Annotated in this window: 14 protein-coding genes; 8 read left to right on the plus strand and 6 right to left on the minus strand. The window is 36.1% G+C overall.

What is annotated here, in order from left to right:
- Positions 1-77: 77 nt before the first annotated feature.
- Together ACNQGN_RS11880 and ACNQGN_RS11885 are read left to right on the plus strand one after the other, a co-directional pair.
- Complete coding sequence (locus tag ACNQGN_RS11880) at positions 78-746, plus strand: alpha/beta hydrolase family protein (RefSeq protein WP_417988048.1); 669 nt, start codon at positions 78-80, stop codon at positions 744-746.
- 42 nt (positions 747-788) lie between these two features.
- Positions 789-1,682, plus strand: a complete 894-nt coding sequence (locus ACNQGN_RS11885; protein WP_417988049.1) for a lytic transglycosylase domain-containing protein — start codon at positions 789-791, stop codon at positions 1,680-1,682.
- Positions 1,683-1,745: 63 nt separating this feature from the next.
- Here ACNQGN_RS11885 and ACNQGN_RS11890 read toward each other — a convergent pair whose 3' ends face one another.
- Entirely contained in the window at positions 1,746-2,261 is a 516-nt protein-coding gene (locus tag ACNQGN_RS11890) for a DUF2892 domain-containing protein (protein WP_417988050.1), read from the minus strand.
- Positions 2,262-2,425: 164 nt separating this feature from the next.
- On the opposite strand from ACNQGN_RS11890, the gene rpmH reads away from it, so the two are divergent.
- Together rpmH and carB are read left to right on the plus strand one after the other, a co-directional pair.
- On the plus strand, positions 2,426-2,587 hold the full coding sequence (gene rpmH / locus ACNQGN_RS11895; RefSeq protein WP_008464848.1) for a 50S ribosomal protein L34: 162 nt from the start codon (positions 2,426-2,428) through the stop codon (positions 2,585-2,587).
- Positions 2,588-2,741: 154 nt separating this feature from the next.
- Positions 2,742-5,594, plus strand: a complete 2,853-nt coding sequence (carB, locus tag ACNQGN_RS11900) for a carbamoyl-phosphate synthase large subunit (protein ID WP_417988051.1) — start codon at positions 2,742-2,744, stop codon at positions 5,592-5,594.
- A 107-nt stretch (positions 5,595-5,701) separates the two neighbouring features.
- Here the strand turns inward: carB and ACNQGN_RS11905 are convergent, their stop codons facing one another.
- The 5 genes from ACNQGN_RS11905 to ACNQGN_RS11925 all read right to left on the minus strand — a co-directional run bounded on the left by ACNQGN_RS11905 (position 5,702) and on the right by ACNQGN_RS11925 (position 9,654).
- Positions 5,702-6,595, minus strand: a complete 894-nt coding sequence (locus ACNQGN_RS11905; protein WP_417988052.1) for a dienelactone hydrolase family protein — start codon at positions 6,593-6,595, stop codon at positions 5,702-5,704.
- Between the two features lie 180 nt (positions 6,596-6,775).
- Positions 6,776-7,735 (minus strand): DUF6695 family protein, encoded by a 960-nt coding sequence (locus tag ACNQGN_RS11910; protein WP_417988053.1) that lies wholly within the window; start codon positions 7,733-7,735, stop codon positions 6,776-6,778.
- A gap of 81 nt (positions 7,736-7,816) precedes the next feature.
- Positions 7,817-8,254 carry a VOC family protein gene (locus ACNQGN_RS11915; protein WP_417988054.1) on the minus strand — a complete coding sequence of 146 codons (438 nt, stop codon included), beginning with the start codon at positions 8,252-8,254 and terminating at the stop codon, positions 7,817-7,819.
- Positions 8,255-8,325: 71 nt separating this feature from the next.
- The gene (locus tag ACNQGN_RS11920) at positions 8,326-8,970 is read right to left on the minus strand and encodes a dienelactone hydrolase family protein (RefSeq protein WP_417988055.1); all 645 of its coding nucleotides are present in this window, start codon (positions 8,968-8,970) and stop codon (positions 8,326-8,328) included.
- A gap of 48 nt (positions 8,971-9,018) precedes the next feature.
- Positions 9,019-9,654 carry a phosphoribosyltransferase gene (locus ACNQGN_RS11925; RefSeq protein ID WP_417988056.1) on the minus strand — a complete coding sequence of 212 codons (636 nt, stop codon included), beginning with the start codon at positions 9,652-9,654 and terminating at the stop codon, positions 9,019-9,021.
- A gap of 286 nt (positions 9,655-9,940) precedes the next feature.
- Here ACNQGN_RS11925 and ACNQGN_RS11930 point away from each other — a divergent pair, with 286 nt between their 5' ends.
- The 4 genes from ACNQGN_RS11930 to ACNQGN_RS11945 all read left to right on the plus strand — a co-directional run bounded on the left by ACNQGN_RS11930 (position 9,941) and on the right by ACNQGN_RS11945 (position 14,222).
- Entirely contained in the window at positions 9,941-10,903 is a 963-nt protein-coding gene (locus ACNQGN_RS11930; RefSeq protein WP_417988057.1) for an ion channel, read from the plus strand.
- Positions 10,904-10,974: 71 nt separating this feature from the next.
- Positions 10,975-11,874 (plus strand): MerR family transcriptional regulator, encoded by a 900-nt coding sequence (locus ACNQGN_RS11935; RefSeq protein ID WP_417988058.1) that lies wholly within the window; start codon positions 10,975-10,977, stop codon positions 11,872-11,874.
- A 36-nt stretch (positions 11,875-11,910) separates the two neighbouring features.
- Positions 11,911-13,380: a phytoene desaturase family protein gene (locus ACNQGN_RS11940; RefSeq protein WP_417988059.1), complete on the plus strand. Its 1,470-nt coding sequence runs from the start codon at positions 11,911-11,913 to the stop codon at positions 13,378-13,380.
- A gap of 2 nt (positions 13,381-13,382) precedes the next feature.
- Positions 13,383-14,222 carry a phytoene/squalene synthase family protein gene (locus ACNQGN_RS11945; protein WP_417988060.1) on the plus strand — a complete coding sequence of 280 codons (840 nt, stop codon included), beginning with the start codon at positions 13,383-13,385 and terminating at the stop codon, positions 14,220-14,222.
- Positions 14,223-14,256: the final 34 nt, after the last annotated feature.

Raw genomic sequence — 14,256 nt, forward strand, 5'->3', positions numbered from 1 at the left:
TTCCGATAAAAAAATTAATTTTATACAAAATTCGCTATAAAAAAACGGATAGCTGTTATAAAATCGTTAAAACAATTATGAGTAAAATCCCTGTTTATCTAATGCCAGGATTAGCGTCGAGTACTGCCATTTTTGAGCGCATCGTGCTTGCAGAAGACACTTTTGAAATAGTGTTGTTAGAATGGGAGATACCAATGAATAATGAGTCTTTAACGGATTATGCCAAACGAATTACGCAGAAAATTAAACATAAGAATCCGGTTTTAATCGGCGTTTCTTTTGGTGGCATTTTGGTTCAGGAAATGGCAAAATATGTTGATGCCCAGAAAGTTATTATCATTTCGAGTGTAAGAAGTAATTTGGAATTTCCAAGGAGACTGAAAATCGCAAAAACGACTAAGGCTTATAAACTGATTCCTATGAGCCTGATTGCAAATATCGAAAGTCTGGCTAAATTTTCATTTGGAGAAAAAGTGAACCAAAGATTGAAACTCTATGAAAAATTTCTTTCGGTTCGGGATATTGGCTATCTGAATTGGGCAGTTGAACAGGTGGTTTTGTGGGACAGGACCGTTATTGACGAGAATGTAATTCATATTCACGGAGAGGTCGATGATGTTTTTCCTATAAAATATATTAAAAATTGTGTCGTTGTAAAAGGAGGGACTCATATTATGATTTTGAATAAGTACAAATGGTTGAATGAGAATTTGCCTTCCATTATATTGGGGACAGAAAAGAAGTAAACGCACTTTTGTAAATATTATGAAAGGCATAAAAAAGAAAAGATGAAATTAATTAATAAAGTTGCCTTAACCCTTACCGTGATTTTTGCGAGCGGTGTATTTATTTTTGCTACTAAAAATCCGACAGAAGAAAAAGATTTAAAAAAGGAAATTGCTGGTGATTTTCCTGTGAAGTTGGACTTTGCAGGCGAAGAAACGCCACTGAGAATATCAGATGTTAAAGAGCGCCTGGATAGAGAATTGCTGGTAAATGTAAATCTTCATGCCTCTACTATTTTGGCTATTAAAAGAGCGAATCGTGCTTTTCCTGTAATTGAGCCTATTTTAAAAAGGAACGGTATTCCGGATGATTTTAAATATTTGGCAGTCATAGAGAGTGGATTGGTGAATGTGGTTTCGCCGGCAGGAGCAAGAGGAATTTGGCAATTCATGCCTGATACGGCTAAAGAGCGCGGCATGGAAGTCACTGAAAATGTAGATCAGCGCTATGATTTGGAAAAATCAACGCAGGCGGCTTGCAGTTATTTTTTGAGTGCCAAAGGAAAATTTGGAAGCTGGACCTTGGCGGCAGCTTCTTATAACGGAGGAATGGGAGGTGTGAATAAACAAATTGATATTCAAAAAGTGTCAAATTATTATGATTTGTTGCTTACCGAAGAAACGTCTCGTTATGTTTTTAGAATTTTAGCGTTGAAAGAGATTATGGAGAATCCCGTAAAATATGGTTTTACCATTGCTCCTGAAGATTTATACGGAGCTTTGCCCACTCGAAAAATCGAAATTGACAGCGCTATTACAGATTTGGCCAGTTTTGCAAAAAGTCAAGGGATTAACTATAAGATTTTGAAAATTCACAATCCCTGGCTTAGGGAAACAAAACTGTTAAATGATACAGGTAAGAAATATCAAATTGAAATTCCGTTAAAAGGATATTAATCTGAGAGTAAAAAAAAAGGGTCAAATGTTTATCATTTGACCCTTTTTCAATAGTTGAATACGTTATATTTTCTTCATTTGTTCTTTCATCATTGTAATCTGATCTTTCAACATATTCTGTTTGTCTAATTTTTTAGCTTCATTCAATAGGGAAGTAGCTTCTAATTTTCGGCGACGTGTCATGGCAACTCCGGCTAAATTTAATTTGGCTACAGCCAAATCCATATCCATTGATAATCCTAACTCAATCGCTTTCTTGAAATATTTCTCTGCCTGATTGATATTCGTTTGCGAAAGCATGATTCCGTGTAAGTAATTAAAGTATCCCTGTTGTTTTCTTATCAAAGCTGTTTCAGGGTTTTTGATGTAAGCCAGCCATTTTTTAGCACCTTCAAAATCCTGTTTTCTTAATTTTAAGAAGGCTAATAAGATGAATTCGTTTTTGAAGTAAAGAAAAATAGGAATTGCACTTAATAATATTAGGAATATTCCGTTCCCGATATTGCTTTCCGTGAATTGCCAAATGCCAGTAACGATAATAAGTCCGGCGATAATAAGTTTAATATTTCTGTGAAACATAGTGTGTTTATTTTAAGATCACAAATATAGTAAAATGAATTGAAAATATTTTTACAAAACTGCTTGTGAGAAAAAAAAGTCTTTGTATATTTGCACTCGGTTTTAGAATAACAGTTATTCAAAAATAGGAAGACATATAAATAAGATTTTAAAGATACAAAGCAATGAGCAAAAGAACGTTTCAACCATCGAAAAGAAAAAGAAGAAATAAGCACGGATTTATGGACAGAATGGCTTCTGCTAATGGAAGAAAAGTTCTTGCGCGTAGAAGAGCTAAAGGAAGACATAAATTGACTGTTTCTAGCGAACCAAGACACAAAAAATAATGTTTGTATAAACATAAATAAGGCGTTACTTTTTTTAGTATCGCCTTTTTTTATACCTCATCGTTAAAAAATGTTAAGATTTAATGCTAAGGGGCTAAAGTTGAGTAACTTTAACTTTGAAAAAAAAATAACTACAACACAATAATACCATACAATGCCAAAAGACACATCCATAAAATCAGTTTTAATAATAGGTTCAGGCCCAATTGTTATTGGTCAAGCATGCGAATTTGATTATGCAGGATCACAATCAGCACGCTCTATTCGTGAAGAAGGAATTGAAGTGATTCTAATCAACTCCAATCCGGCTACGATTATGACCGACCCAACTATGGCCGATCATGTTTACTTGAAACCATTAACGACTAAATCAATTATTGAAATCCTTAAAGCACATCCTCAAATCGATGCCGTTTTGCCTACTATGGGTGGACAAACTGCGTTGAACCTGTGTCTGGAAGCTGATGAAAAAGGAATTTGGGCTGATTTTGGTGTACGATTAATCGGGGTTGACGTCAATGCCATTAATATCACCGAAGACAGAGAGCAGTTCAAGCAACTGCTTGAAAGAATAGGAATTCCTGCTGCGCCAGCAAAAACAGCTACTTCTTACTTACAAGGAAAAGAAATTGCTCAGGAATTTGGTTTCCCATTAGTAATCCGTCCTTCATTTACTTTAGGTGGAACCGGAGCTGCTATTGTTTATAAAAAAGAAGATTTTGATGATCTTTTAACCAGAGGTTTAGAAGCATCACCAATTCATGAAGTCTTAATTGATAAGGCTTTAATGGGTTGGAAAGAATATGAATTGGAACTTTTGAGAGATAAAAACGATAATGTCGTAATTATTTGTTCTATCGAAAATATGGATCCAATGGGAATTCATACCGGAGATTCAATCACGGTTGCGCCTGCAATGACATTATCTGATCCGACTTTTCAAAAAATGCGTGACATGGCAATCCTGATGATGCGCAGCATCGGAAATTTTGCTGGAGGTTGTAACGTGCAGTTTGCCGTTTCGCCGGATGATAAAGAAGACATTGTAGCAATTGAAATCAATCCTCGTGTATCTCGTTCATCCGCTTTGGCATCAAAAGCAACAGGTTATCCTATTGCAAAAATTGCTTCTAAGTTAGCGTTGGGTTACAACCTGGATGAATTGCAAAATCAAATTACCAAATCCACTTCGGCTTTATTCGAGCCAACTTTGGATTATGTAATTGTGAAAATTCCACGTTGGAACTTTGATAAATTTGAAGGAGCTGACAGAACTTTGGGTCTTCAAATGAAATCGGTTGGGGAAGTAATGGGAATTGGACGTTCATTCCAGGAAGCGTTACACAAAGCGACGCAATCATTAGAAATCAAAAGAAATGGTTTAGGTGCGGACGGAAAAGGATATAAAAACTACGAACAAATTATCGAAAAACTGACCTTTGCAAGTTGGGATCGTGTTTTTGTGATTTATGATGCTATCGCAATGGGAATTCCATTGAGCCGCATTCATGAAATCACTAAAATTGATATGTGGTTCCTGAAACAATACGAAGAACTTTATACTTTAGAAAAAGAAATTTCAAATTATAAAGTAGAATCTTTACCAAGAGAATTGTTGTTGGAAGCGAAACAGAAAGGTTTTGCCGACAGACAAATCGCACACATGGTGGGCTGCTTAGAAAGTGAAGTACATACGTTACGTACTACAATGAACATCAATCGTGTATTTAAATTGGTTGATACCTGTGCTGCTGAGTTCAAAGCGAAAACACCGTATTACTATTCAACTTTTGAAGCTGAAATTGAAAAAGCGAACGGAGAACGTTACGTTGATAATGAAAGTATTGTAACGGATAAAAAGAAAATAATTGTTCTTGGGTCAGGCCCAAATAGAATTGGACAAGGAATCGAATTTGATTATTCTTGTGTTCACGGTGTGCTTGCTGCCAAAGAATGTGGCTACGAAACAATCATGATCAACTGTAATCCTGAAACAGTTTCGACTGATTTTGATACTGCTGATAAATTGTATTTCGAACCTGTTTTCTGGGAACATATTTATGATATTATTCAACATGAGAAACCAGAAGGCGTTATCGTACAATTAGGAGGGCAAACTGCCTTGAAATTGGCCGAAAAACTGTCTAAATACGGTGTGAAAATCTTAGGAACCAGCTTTGATGCTTTGGATTTAGCCGAAGACAGGGGACGTTTCTCTGATTTGTTAACCGAATTAAAAATTCCTTTTCCACAATTTGGAATTGCTGAAACTGCTGATGAAGCTGCAGCTTTGGCTGATACTTTAGATTTCCCGTTATTGATACGTCCTTCTTATGTTTTGGGTGGTCAGGGAATGAAAATTGTAATCAACAAACAAGAATTAGAAGAGCACGTTATTAATTTATTGAAAACGATTCCAGGAAATAAATTGCTTTTAGACCATTATTTGGATGGTGCAATAGAAGCAGAGGCTGATGCGATTTGTGATGGCGAGAATGTGTATATCATTGGGATTATGGAGCACATCGAGCCTTGCGGAGTGCACTCTGGGGATAGTAACGCAACTTTACCTCCATTTAACTTAGGAGAGTTTGTAATGCAACAAATAAAAGACCATACTAAAAATATTGCCTTGGCTTTAAGAACTGTTGGTTTAATCAACATTCAGTTTGCGATAAAAGACGATATTGTTTACATTATTGAAGCGAATCCAAGAGCATCTCGTACGGTTCCATTTATTGCAAAAGCATACGGAGAGCCTTATGTGAATTATGCGACTAAAGTAATGTTAGGTCATAACAAAGTAACGGACTTTACTTTTAACCCACAATTAAAAGGTTTTGCCATCAAGCAGCCGGTTTTCTCTTTCAGCAAGTTTCATAATGTGAATAAAGCATTAGGACCAGAAATGAAATCAACAGGAGAAAGCATTTTGTTTATTGATGACTTGAAAGATGATCAGTTTTATGAATTGTACTCTAGAAGAAAAATGTATTTGAGTAAATAAACTTTAGTTAAGAATATAAAACTAAAAGAAGCCTCGTTTAAAAAGTCCAAAGTTAGATACTATTTGGGGCTTTTTAAACGGGGCTTCATTTATATAAAGTGCTGAATTTATTTCTTTTTGAGTTTTTCCCTAAAAAAATCAATAGTTCGGGTCCAAGATAAAGTTGCTGCCGCTTCATCGTATCTGGGTGTTGTGTTGTTGTGAAAGCCATGATTGACTCCAGAATAAAAATAAGCGATGTTTTCTACTTTGTTCTTTTTGAGTATTGTTTCAAAAGCAGGCCAACCCTCGTTTACTCGGGTGTCTAAACCTGCGTAATGCGCCATGATGGGCGTTTTTATTTTCTCCGCTTCTTCAGCGGTGGGCTGTCCTCCGTAATACGGAACGGAAGCTGATAAAGTAGGAACCCTGACCGCCATCATATTAGCAATCCAGCCTCCAAAGCAAAATCCTACAACTCCTACCTGGCCGTTACAATCCTTGTGGCATTTTAGGTATTCGTAGGCTGCAATGAAGTCTTCGAGCATTTCTTCACGACTGCGTTTTTTTTGTAATTCTCTTCCAGCGTCATCATTTCCGGGATAACCGCCCAGGGGTGATAAGGCGTCCGGTGCCAGGGTAATGAATCCTTCCACAGCAGCTCTTCTCCCTACATCTTCAATATAGGGATTCAGTCCGCGATTTTCATGTACTACAATGATACCCGGTACTTTTTTTTTGGTTCCGGTTGGTTGGGATAAAAGTGCTTTTATACTTCCTCCCCCTTTAGGCGATTTGTAGGTGATGTGTTCTGATTTCAACCGTGGATCACCGGGTTTGATTAAGATGGAATCCAGATAATTTGGCGTCATAAAGCTAAGAAGTGATGGAAGTGTAAGGCTTCCTACCGCAAACAACGATAATCTTTCAATAAATTGCCTTCTTTCAATTTTATTATGCGCGTAATCATCATACAAGTCAAATACTTCCTGACTGATATCTTCTTTGGTTAGCTTTTTCATAGGATTTATTTAATGCAACTAATTTAAGGAAAAAAGCGATTGTTTTAGCAGCACTTGTGATTGCATTGCCGTATTACGCTTTTCAACCGGGAAAGGTTTGTGATTTTCGGAGAGATGGGTATCTGAAAGTAGTTTAGCATTGAAAAAATGATTTTAGAGCCTTAGTGTACTAAATGCCGTTCATTCCACTTTTAAAAATTCTAATAGTTTATTGTCTTGAACAATAGTTACTTTGCTGCAATGTGAAAGATGTGTAAAGGAGTAGGGTCTTGTGGTATTGAATAAGGCATTGTTGGCTAGTCTGAATCTTCCAGTACATTCCTGAATACCTTCTGAAGAATATCGATTTATCAAATAATCCTGATCAATTGGTTTCAGCCAAAACCAACCGCCGGCAACTTCACCGCCCAGCCATTGACTGTCAAGGGAAATGTTTTCAGGCTTTTCCGGAGCCGGTAGTGTACCTCTTACGTTTTCTTTGGTGTATACTGCAGTGGAGTGATGGTGTTGTTTTTGCGGATTAGCAGTACCACTATTTTCCGGGATGATAATTTTATTTGGCAGACAGTTGATATTGGTGATCGGCATGGGTTTGAAAGGCCATAAATAGCGCAGTTTGAAACGGTATTTTAAGGCAGGTGCTCCTGCCAGAATTCCGTTTCTTACAAACCGACAACAGTTGATGCCGTTAGTTATAAATGGGCCAAAAGGAATCGCGTCTTTACTTTGCAGGCGTTTTATCTTTGTTCGGGCCGAGTCAATATTTACAGGACAATAAGAAGCGTATAGTGGTCCCAAACCATAAGTAGTTTTGTTGTTCTGTATTTCCTCCAAGAGTTCTCTAATATTTGCTATTTTAGCATTGGAAAAATTGACTTTGGTATGGATTTCAAGATTCGCATCTGTAGCAATATCCCGAATTCGTCCATGCTGATAAGGAGCATGGTATCTTCCACAGTCAAAATAAGAACAGGTGCCGGAGATGCCATCCACTAATATCAAGGAAGCATGTCCTACTTTATATTGGAAGTCTTTGTTGTGACCGAACCATCGCATAGGCAGATCGTACCAAGACCCCGGCTGTTTTCCGGTAAATTCAGGCCAGGCGATGGCAATTGCTATTCCGTTATAGTTGTTCATTTTCAAAGATTAACTTTTGGTTGTTTCGTTTAGTAGTTTTGATTGTGCCATTTTCTGTTGAAAAGAGGTAAAGATTACTTTTTATTCCCCTTGATTTTTTTCAAAATCAACCATCCAATTCACTCCAAATTTATCCGTAAATGTTCCGAAATAACCGCCCCAAAAGGCATCTGCCATTGGCATTTCCACTTTTCCTCCTGCGGAAAGTGCTTGGAAGAGTTTGTCGGCTTCTTCTTTGCTTTCGGCACCGATGGAAAGTGAAAAATTATTCCCGTAGATGGTTTTAGCGCCAAAGGATTCAAAGCTGTCACTTCCCATTATAGCTGTTTCTTTACTAATGGGTAAGGAAACATGCATTATTTTTTCAGCTTCTCCAGGCGGACAAGTTTTGCCTTCTTCGAGTGGCATATCTTTAAATCGTCCAAAATAGGAGAATTCCCCGCCAAAAACTGATTTGTAAAAAAGGAATGCTTCTTCGCAATTTCCATTATAGGTAATATAAGTATTTACTATTGCCATGATATTTTGTATTTAAAAGTTTAGTTTGTAAGAAATTAAAATGTTTAATCTGCGGCTATTTTAAGCAGGTTTTACTCCTCTTTTTTTGTGAAATATCTTTTGTACCAGACAATTGCTAATTCGGCGACTTCCAATAATTTTCCGGGTTCTTCAAACAGATGCGTTGCTCCAGGAATTATTTTCATCTCTTTTACGGATCCTAATTCATCATATGCCATTTTATTCATTCTGATAACCGGAACATCTTCGCCGCCGACAATTAGTAGCGTAGGAGCCGCTACTAGTGGCAATCCGTTCATGGCTAAATCAGGACGGCCCCCACGTGATACTACGGCCTTTATGGTTTTTCCAAAATAAGCCGCTGCACGCAATGCTGATGCTGCTCCGGTACTTGCTCCAAAGTAGGCTAGGGGTAAACTTTTTGTACTTTTGTTTTCCATCAGCCATTGGGTAGTATCTATCAATCGGCTAACCAGTAAGTCAATATTAAAACGGTTCTCATAAATTTGATCTTCCTCTTCCGTTAGTAAGTCAAACAGCAAAGTGCCTATTTTTTGTTGCTGAATAAGTTCTGCTACCATTCTGTTTCGGGAGCTGAGCCTACTACTGCCGCTTCCGTGAGAAAATACAACAATTCCTATTGCATTTTCAGGAACCACTAAATCCCCTTTCAACGTTACAGAAGCCAAGGGGATATCCATGTCTAATTTTTTCATAATTGATTTACATTTTTAAAATAAACAATAATAGTAGATTTGGAATTTCTATTCAATGGGGCTTGTAGCGCTTAACAGCTTAATCACTTCTTTATCTTCCACCTGATTAAAGTCTTCGTAAAATCCGCCTACTCCTCTAAAATATTTGGAAGCGATCAGGTAGACAAATTCATCCGCATTTTTTTCAAATACACTTACCGTATCGTAAGGTAATACAGGTACTGCAACAATTATTTTTGCAGGATTTCTTTTTCGCAACATACTTATGCTGGCTAACAGGGTATTTCCGGTTGCTATACCATCGTCTACGAGAATTACATTTTTTCCTTTGATGTCGAGAGGTTCTCGATTACCCATGTAGAGTTCGTATTTTTTATGCAGTAATTTCCGGATTTGGATTATTTTATCTTCTATATATTCCTTGGGAATTTCAGGATGCTCATCAATAATCATAGAGTCCATTGATATGGCACCTATGGCAAATTCCTTATTGTAAGGATGCCCAATCTTTTTGGAGAGCACAATGTCTAGTGGAAGATTGAGGCTTTTGGCAATTAGGGATCCGATAGGCACTCCACCTCTGGGAACGGCAAGAACAATTGTATTGCTATCCTTATATTTTTCTAATTTTTCTGAAAGCAATAAAGCTGCTTCAATTCTATCTTTTAGGATCTCGTTATACATAACCTATAGTTTTATATAATATAAAGAAAAATTTAACATAAAGGTACTGATTTTCAGCTTGTTTGGTTTGTTTTGGGAAACTAATTTTCGCTAATAATTAGATTTTTTCTTAAAATAGTTTCTGGTTTAATTGTAAAATATGCAATTTTGGAACGGGCCCGGAAAGGAAAGCACTATGCGGTAAAAAAGTTTTTGGTCGAAGTAAAGACTCGTTTTAAAGGTTTAATCGCTTTCTTTTTTATAAAAGGATTTTCGCTATTTTTACTTTCTAACTAATGAATAGAAAATGGCATTGTTAAAAAGTATAAATATAAAAGCGGAAGCAGATAAAAGTACTGGTTTTGGAACCAATGCCAACAGTTACGGAGGTCGTTTTGTCAATAAAAATGGAACTGCCAATGTTGAGAAGCGCGGTATGCATGCTTTGCATCGCATCAGCTGGTATCATACTATGATTGATATGCCAATATGGAAATTTATGCTTATTATTTTGTCATTCTATATTGGAATCAATTTTGTATTCGCCACGATTTACTATGGGATAGGCATCGAACATTTGGATGGTATTAGTCCGTCGGGGTCTAATTGGGTGCAGTTTGGTCAGGCTTATTTTTTTAGTGCGCAAACTTTTACCACAGTAGGTTATGGCCATATTAGTCCTTCAGGTTTTTTGGCAAGTCTGGTTTCTGCTGCAGAAGCGTTGTTTGGTTTGTTGAGTTTTGCCATCGCCACGGGCTTATTCTTTGGGCGCTTCAGCAAGCCTACCGCTTTTTTAAAGTTTTCTCATAATGCCCTGATCGCGCCTTATGGAGAAATCAATGCCTTAATGATTAGAACAACGCCTTTTAAAAATACTAATTTCACTGATGCTGAGGCCAAAATAACGCTAGGAATAAACATTGAAGAAAATGGTATAATGACTAATAAATTCTATTCTTTGGAATTAGAATTGGATAAAATTAATGCGTTGACCTTAAGCTGGACTTTGGTTCACCCCATAACGGAAAACAGTCCGCTTTATAATTTTACAAAAGAAGATTTTAGTACTGTCAACGGTGAGATTCTTGTTTTTATTAAAACCTTCGATGATATGTTTAGCAATACCGTTGCCACTCGCACATCGTATACATTTGAGGAGGTTGTTTATGGTGCAAAATTCCAGCCGATGTACTTCAGAAGCACTGATAGTTCCAAGACTATCTTGAATTTGGATAAATTAAATGCATTTGATAATGTCACTTTAGAATAAAAGAATAGTTTTTAGATTATTTCAAATTTTCTGAAAATTTTATTTTACATTTGTTTATTAAATTTTCGTAAATGATAAACAATATAAAGACCGTATTCAGTATAAAGGATCTTGAAAATCTTTCTGGAATAAAAGCACATACCATACGAATCTGGGAGAAAAGATATGATATACTTCAGCCCATGAGAACGGATACTAACATTCGGCTGTATGATTTGGCTAGTTTGCAAAAGCTTTTGAATATTACCTTGTTGCACGATTATGGTTATAAAATATCAAAAATTGCTACTTATCCTCAAGACAAAATTCCAGTACTGGTAAGGGAAATTATCTCCACTAAAAATGCTAAAAACCATGCCGTGAGTGCCTTTAAAATGGCAATGATGAACTTTGATCAGGATTTGTTTTTTAATACTTACAATTGGTTAATCGCCGAAAGATCTTTCAAAGAAATATTTGACCAGGTTTTTATCCCTTTATTGAATGAATTAGGCTTATTATGGCAATCTGAGACCATAACTCCCGCACACGAGCATTTTATCAGTTATTTAATCCAACAGAAATTATTGGTTAATACTGAAAAACTACAGGTTTTGAAACAAACAAAATTTGATAAGGTGTTTGTTTTGTCGCTTCCAATGAATGAAATACACGAATTAGGTTTGATGTATTTGAATTATGAAATTCTTTTAAATGGATACAAATCCGTCTACTTAGGAGAGAGCATGCCGATAGAAAATCTGAAAGATTTAAAAAAGCATTTTAGTTCTATTGTTTTCGTTTCCTATCTTACCATTCAGCCCGAGAGAGATTCCATAAATGAATATGTGGCTAAAATGACCACCGAATTGGTAGATGATACTACAGAGTTATGGTTTGCCGGAAGACTGGTCGAATTTATTAATAGAGAAGAACTTTCTGATAAAGTATCCATTTTTGATTCTATTAGTGAATTAGTAGACAGAATGTAATTGTTTGTTTAAAGTTTTTGTATATTTGCTAAACAAATGAAAAAGAAAATTACAATTATTGGATCAGGATTTTCAGCTTTGGCTGCTGCTTGTTATTTGGCAAAAAGTGGACATCAAATTGCGGTTTTTGAGAAAAATGCAACAATAGGAGGAAGAGCCCGGCAGTTAAAAAAAGAAGGTTTTACATTTGATATGGGGCCAAGCTGGTATTGGATGCCGGATGTATTCGATCGTTTTTTTGCTGATTTTAACAAAAAAACATCTGATTATTACGAGCTCGTAAAATTGTCTCCGGCGTATCGAGTCTATTACGGCGTAGATGACTTTATTGCCATAGCGGATAATTTGCCTGATATTATAGTTGCTTTTGAAGCCCTTGAAAAAGGAAGTGGTAAAATATTAAATGAATTTATAACGGAAGCCAAAAGCAATTATGACATTGCCATCAAAGATTTAGTATACCGCCCCGGAGTTTCGCCATTGGAATTGGTTACGATTGAAACAGCTAAAAAAGTAGGTCAGTTTTTTAGTACCATCAGAAAGGATGTTCGGAAGAAATTTAAGAATGAAAGACTAATTCAAATCCTGGAGTTTCCAGTATTATTTCTTGGAGCAAAGCCAGCTGATACGCCATCGTTCTATAGTTTTATGAATTATGCTGATTTTGGTCTTGGAACTTTTCATCCAAAAACAGGAATGTTTGATGTAGTTCGTGCGATGGAAAGCTTAGCAAAGGAGTTAGGAGTTACCTTCCACACCAATTCGAATATAGAAAAAATAATTGTTGATACTAAAGTTGCTAAAGCGATAGTTGTAAATGGCATTACCATTGCTTCAGATTTGATCTTAAGTGGTGCGGATTATCATCATACCGAAACATTATTAGAGACGCAGGATCGTGCTTATTCTGAGAAATATTGGGACAGTCGCGTTTTTGCGCCGTCATCACTATTGTTTTACATCGGTTTTAATAAAAAAATTGAAAATATTTCACATCATGCTTTATTTTTTGATGTCGATTTTGATCAGCATGCCAAAGCTATTTATGATGAGCCGCAGTGGCCAAAGGAGCCTTTGTTTTATGCAAATTTTCCTTCTTTGACCGATAAAACTGCAGCTCCTGAAGGAATGGAAACAGGTTTTTTCCTGATTCCGTTAGCCCCTGGGATTACAGATTCCGAAGAATTGCGAGAAGAATATTTCAATAAAATAATAGATCGTTTTGAAACTTTAACACAGCAAAGCGTGAAAAACAACATTGTATTTAAACAGTCGTTCTGTAAAAATGATTTTATTTCAGAATACAATTCGTATAAAGGAAATGCCTATGGAATGGCAAATACGTTATTGCAAACGGCTTTTTTAAGGCCAAAGCTGAAAAGTAAAAAAGTAAAGAATTTATATTTTACAGGTCAATTGACCGTTCCCGGGCCCGGTGTTCCTCCCGCACTAATTTCTGGAAAATTAGTGTCAGAATTAATTAATAAGCAATTTTCAGAGCAATAAATATGAAGCAATTATTTGATGATGTATCTTTCAAATGCAGTAAACTAGTTACCAAGAACTATAGTACTTCATTTTCTTTGGCGGTATATATGTTATCGCCAATCATTAGGGATGCGATATATAGCATTTATGGGTTTGTTCGTTTTGCCGATGAAATTGTAGATTCATTTCACGGATTTGATAAGGAAGAGTTGATTAATGATTTCGAGAAAGAATATTACAAATCGTATACTTCCGGGATAAGCCTGAACCCAATTTTAAATTCATTCCAGCATACGGTAAAGAAATACAATATTACTGATGACCTGATTCAGGCTTTTTTGAAAAGTATGAAATTGGATTTAGTAAAATCAAATTACGATAGCAAAGCCGAATATGAAGAATATATTTATGGCTCTGCAGATGTGGTGGGATTAATGTGTCTTAAAGTTTTTGTAGCCGGTAAAGACCAAAAATACGAGCAGTTGAAAGAGGAAGCCATGCGGTTGGGATCTGCTTTTCAAAAGGTTAATTTTTTGAGAGATTTAAAGGATGATAATCTGGTTTTGAACCGAAATTATTTTCCAGGCATTGCTTTTAATTCTTTTGATGAAAATGCAAAAAAAATGATTATAAAGGAAATTCAGGATGATTTTGACGTTGCCTATCAGGGGATTTTAAAACTGCCTATCGAAGCTAGATTTGGTGTTTATACCGCCTTTGTTTATTATAAAAAACTCTTGAAAAAATTAGAAAATACCGCCTGCCATGAAATTGGAAATACCAGGATTCGGGTCTCTAATTATACTAAGGCTGGCCTATTGGCACAATCTTTTGTCACTTATAAATTAAAATTGGTGTAATGCGCACTTGTTTTGAAAAAGTATGTTTTAATTA

Source organism: Flavobacterium rhamnosi, from assembly GCF_048286515.1.
In the GTDB taxonomy this organism is placed as follows: domain Bacteria; phylum Bacteroidota; class Bacteroidia; order Flavobacteriales; family Flavobacteriaceae; genus Flavobacterium.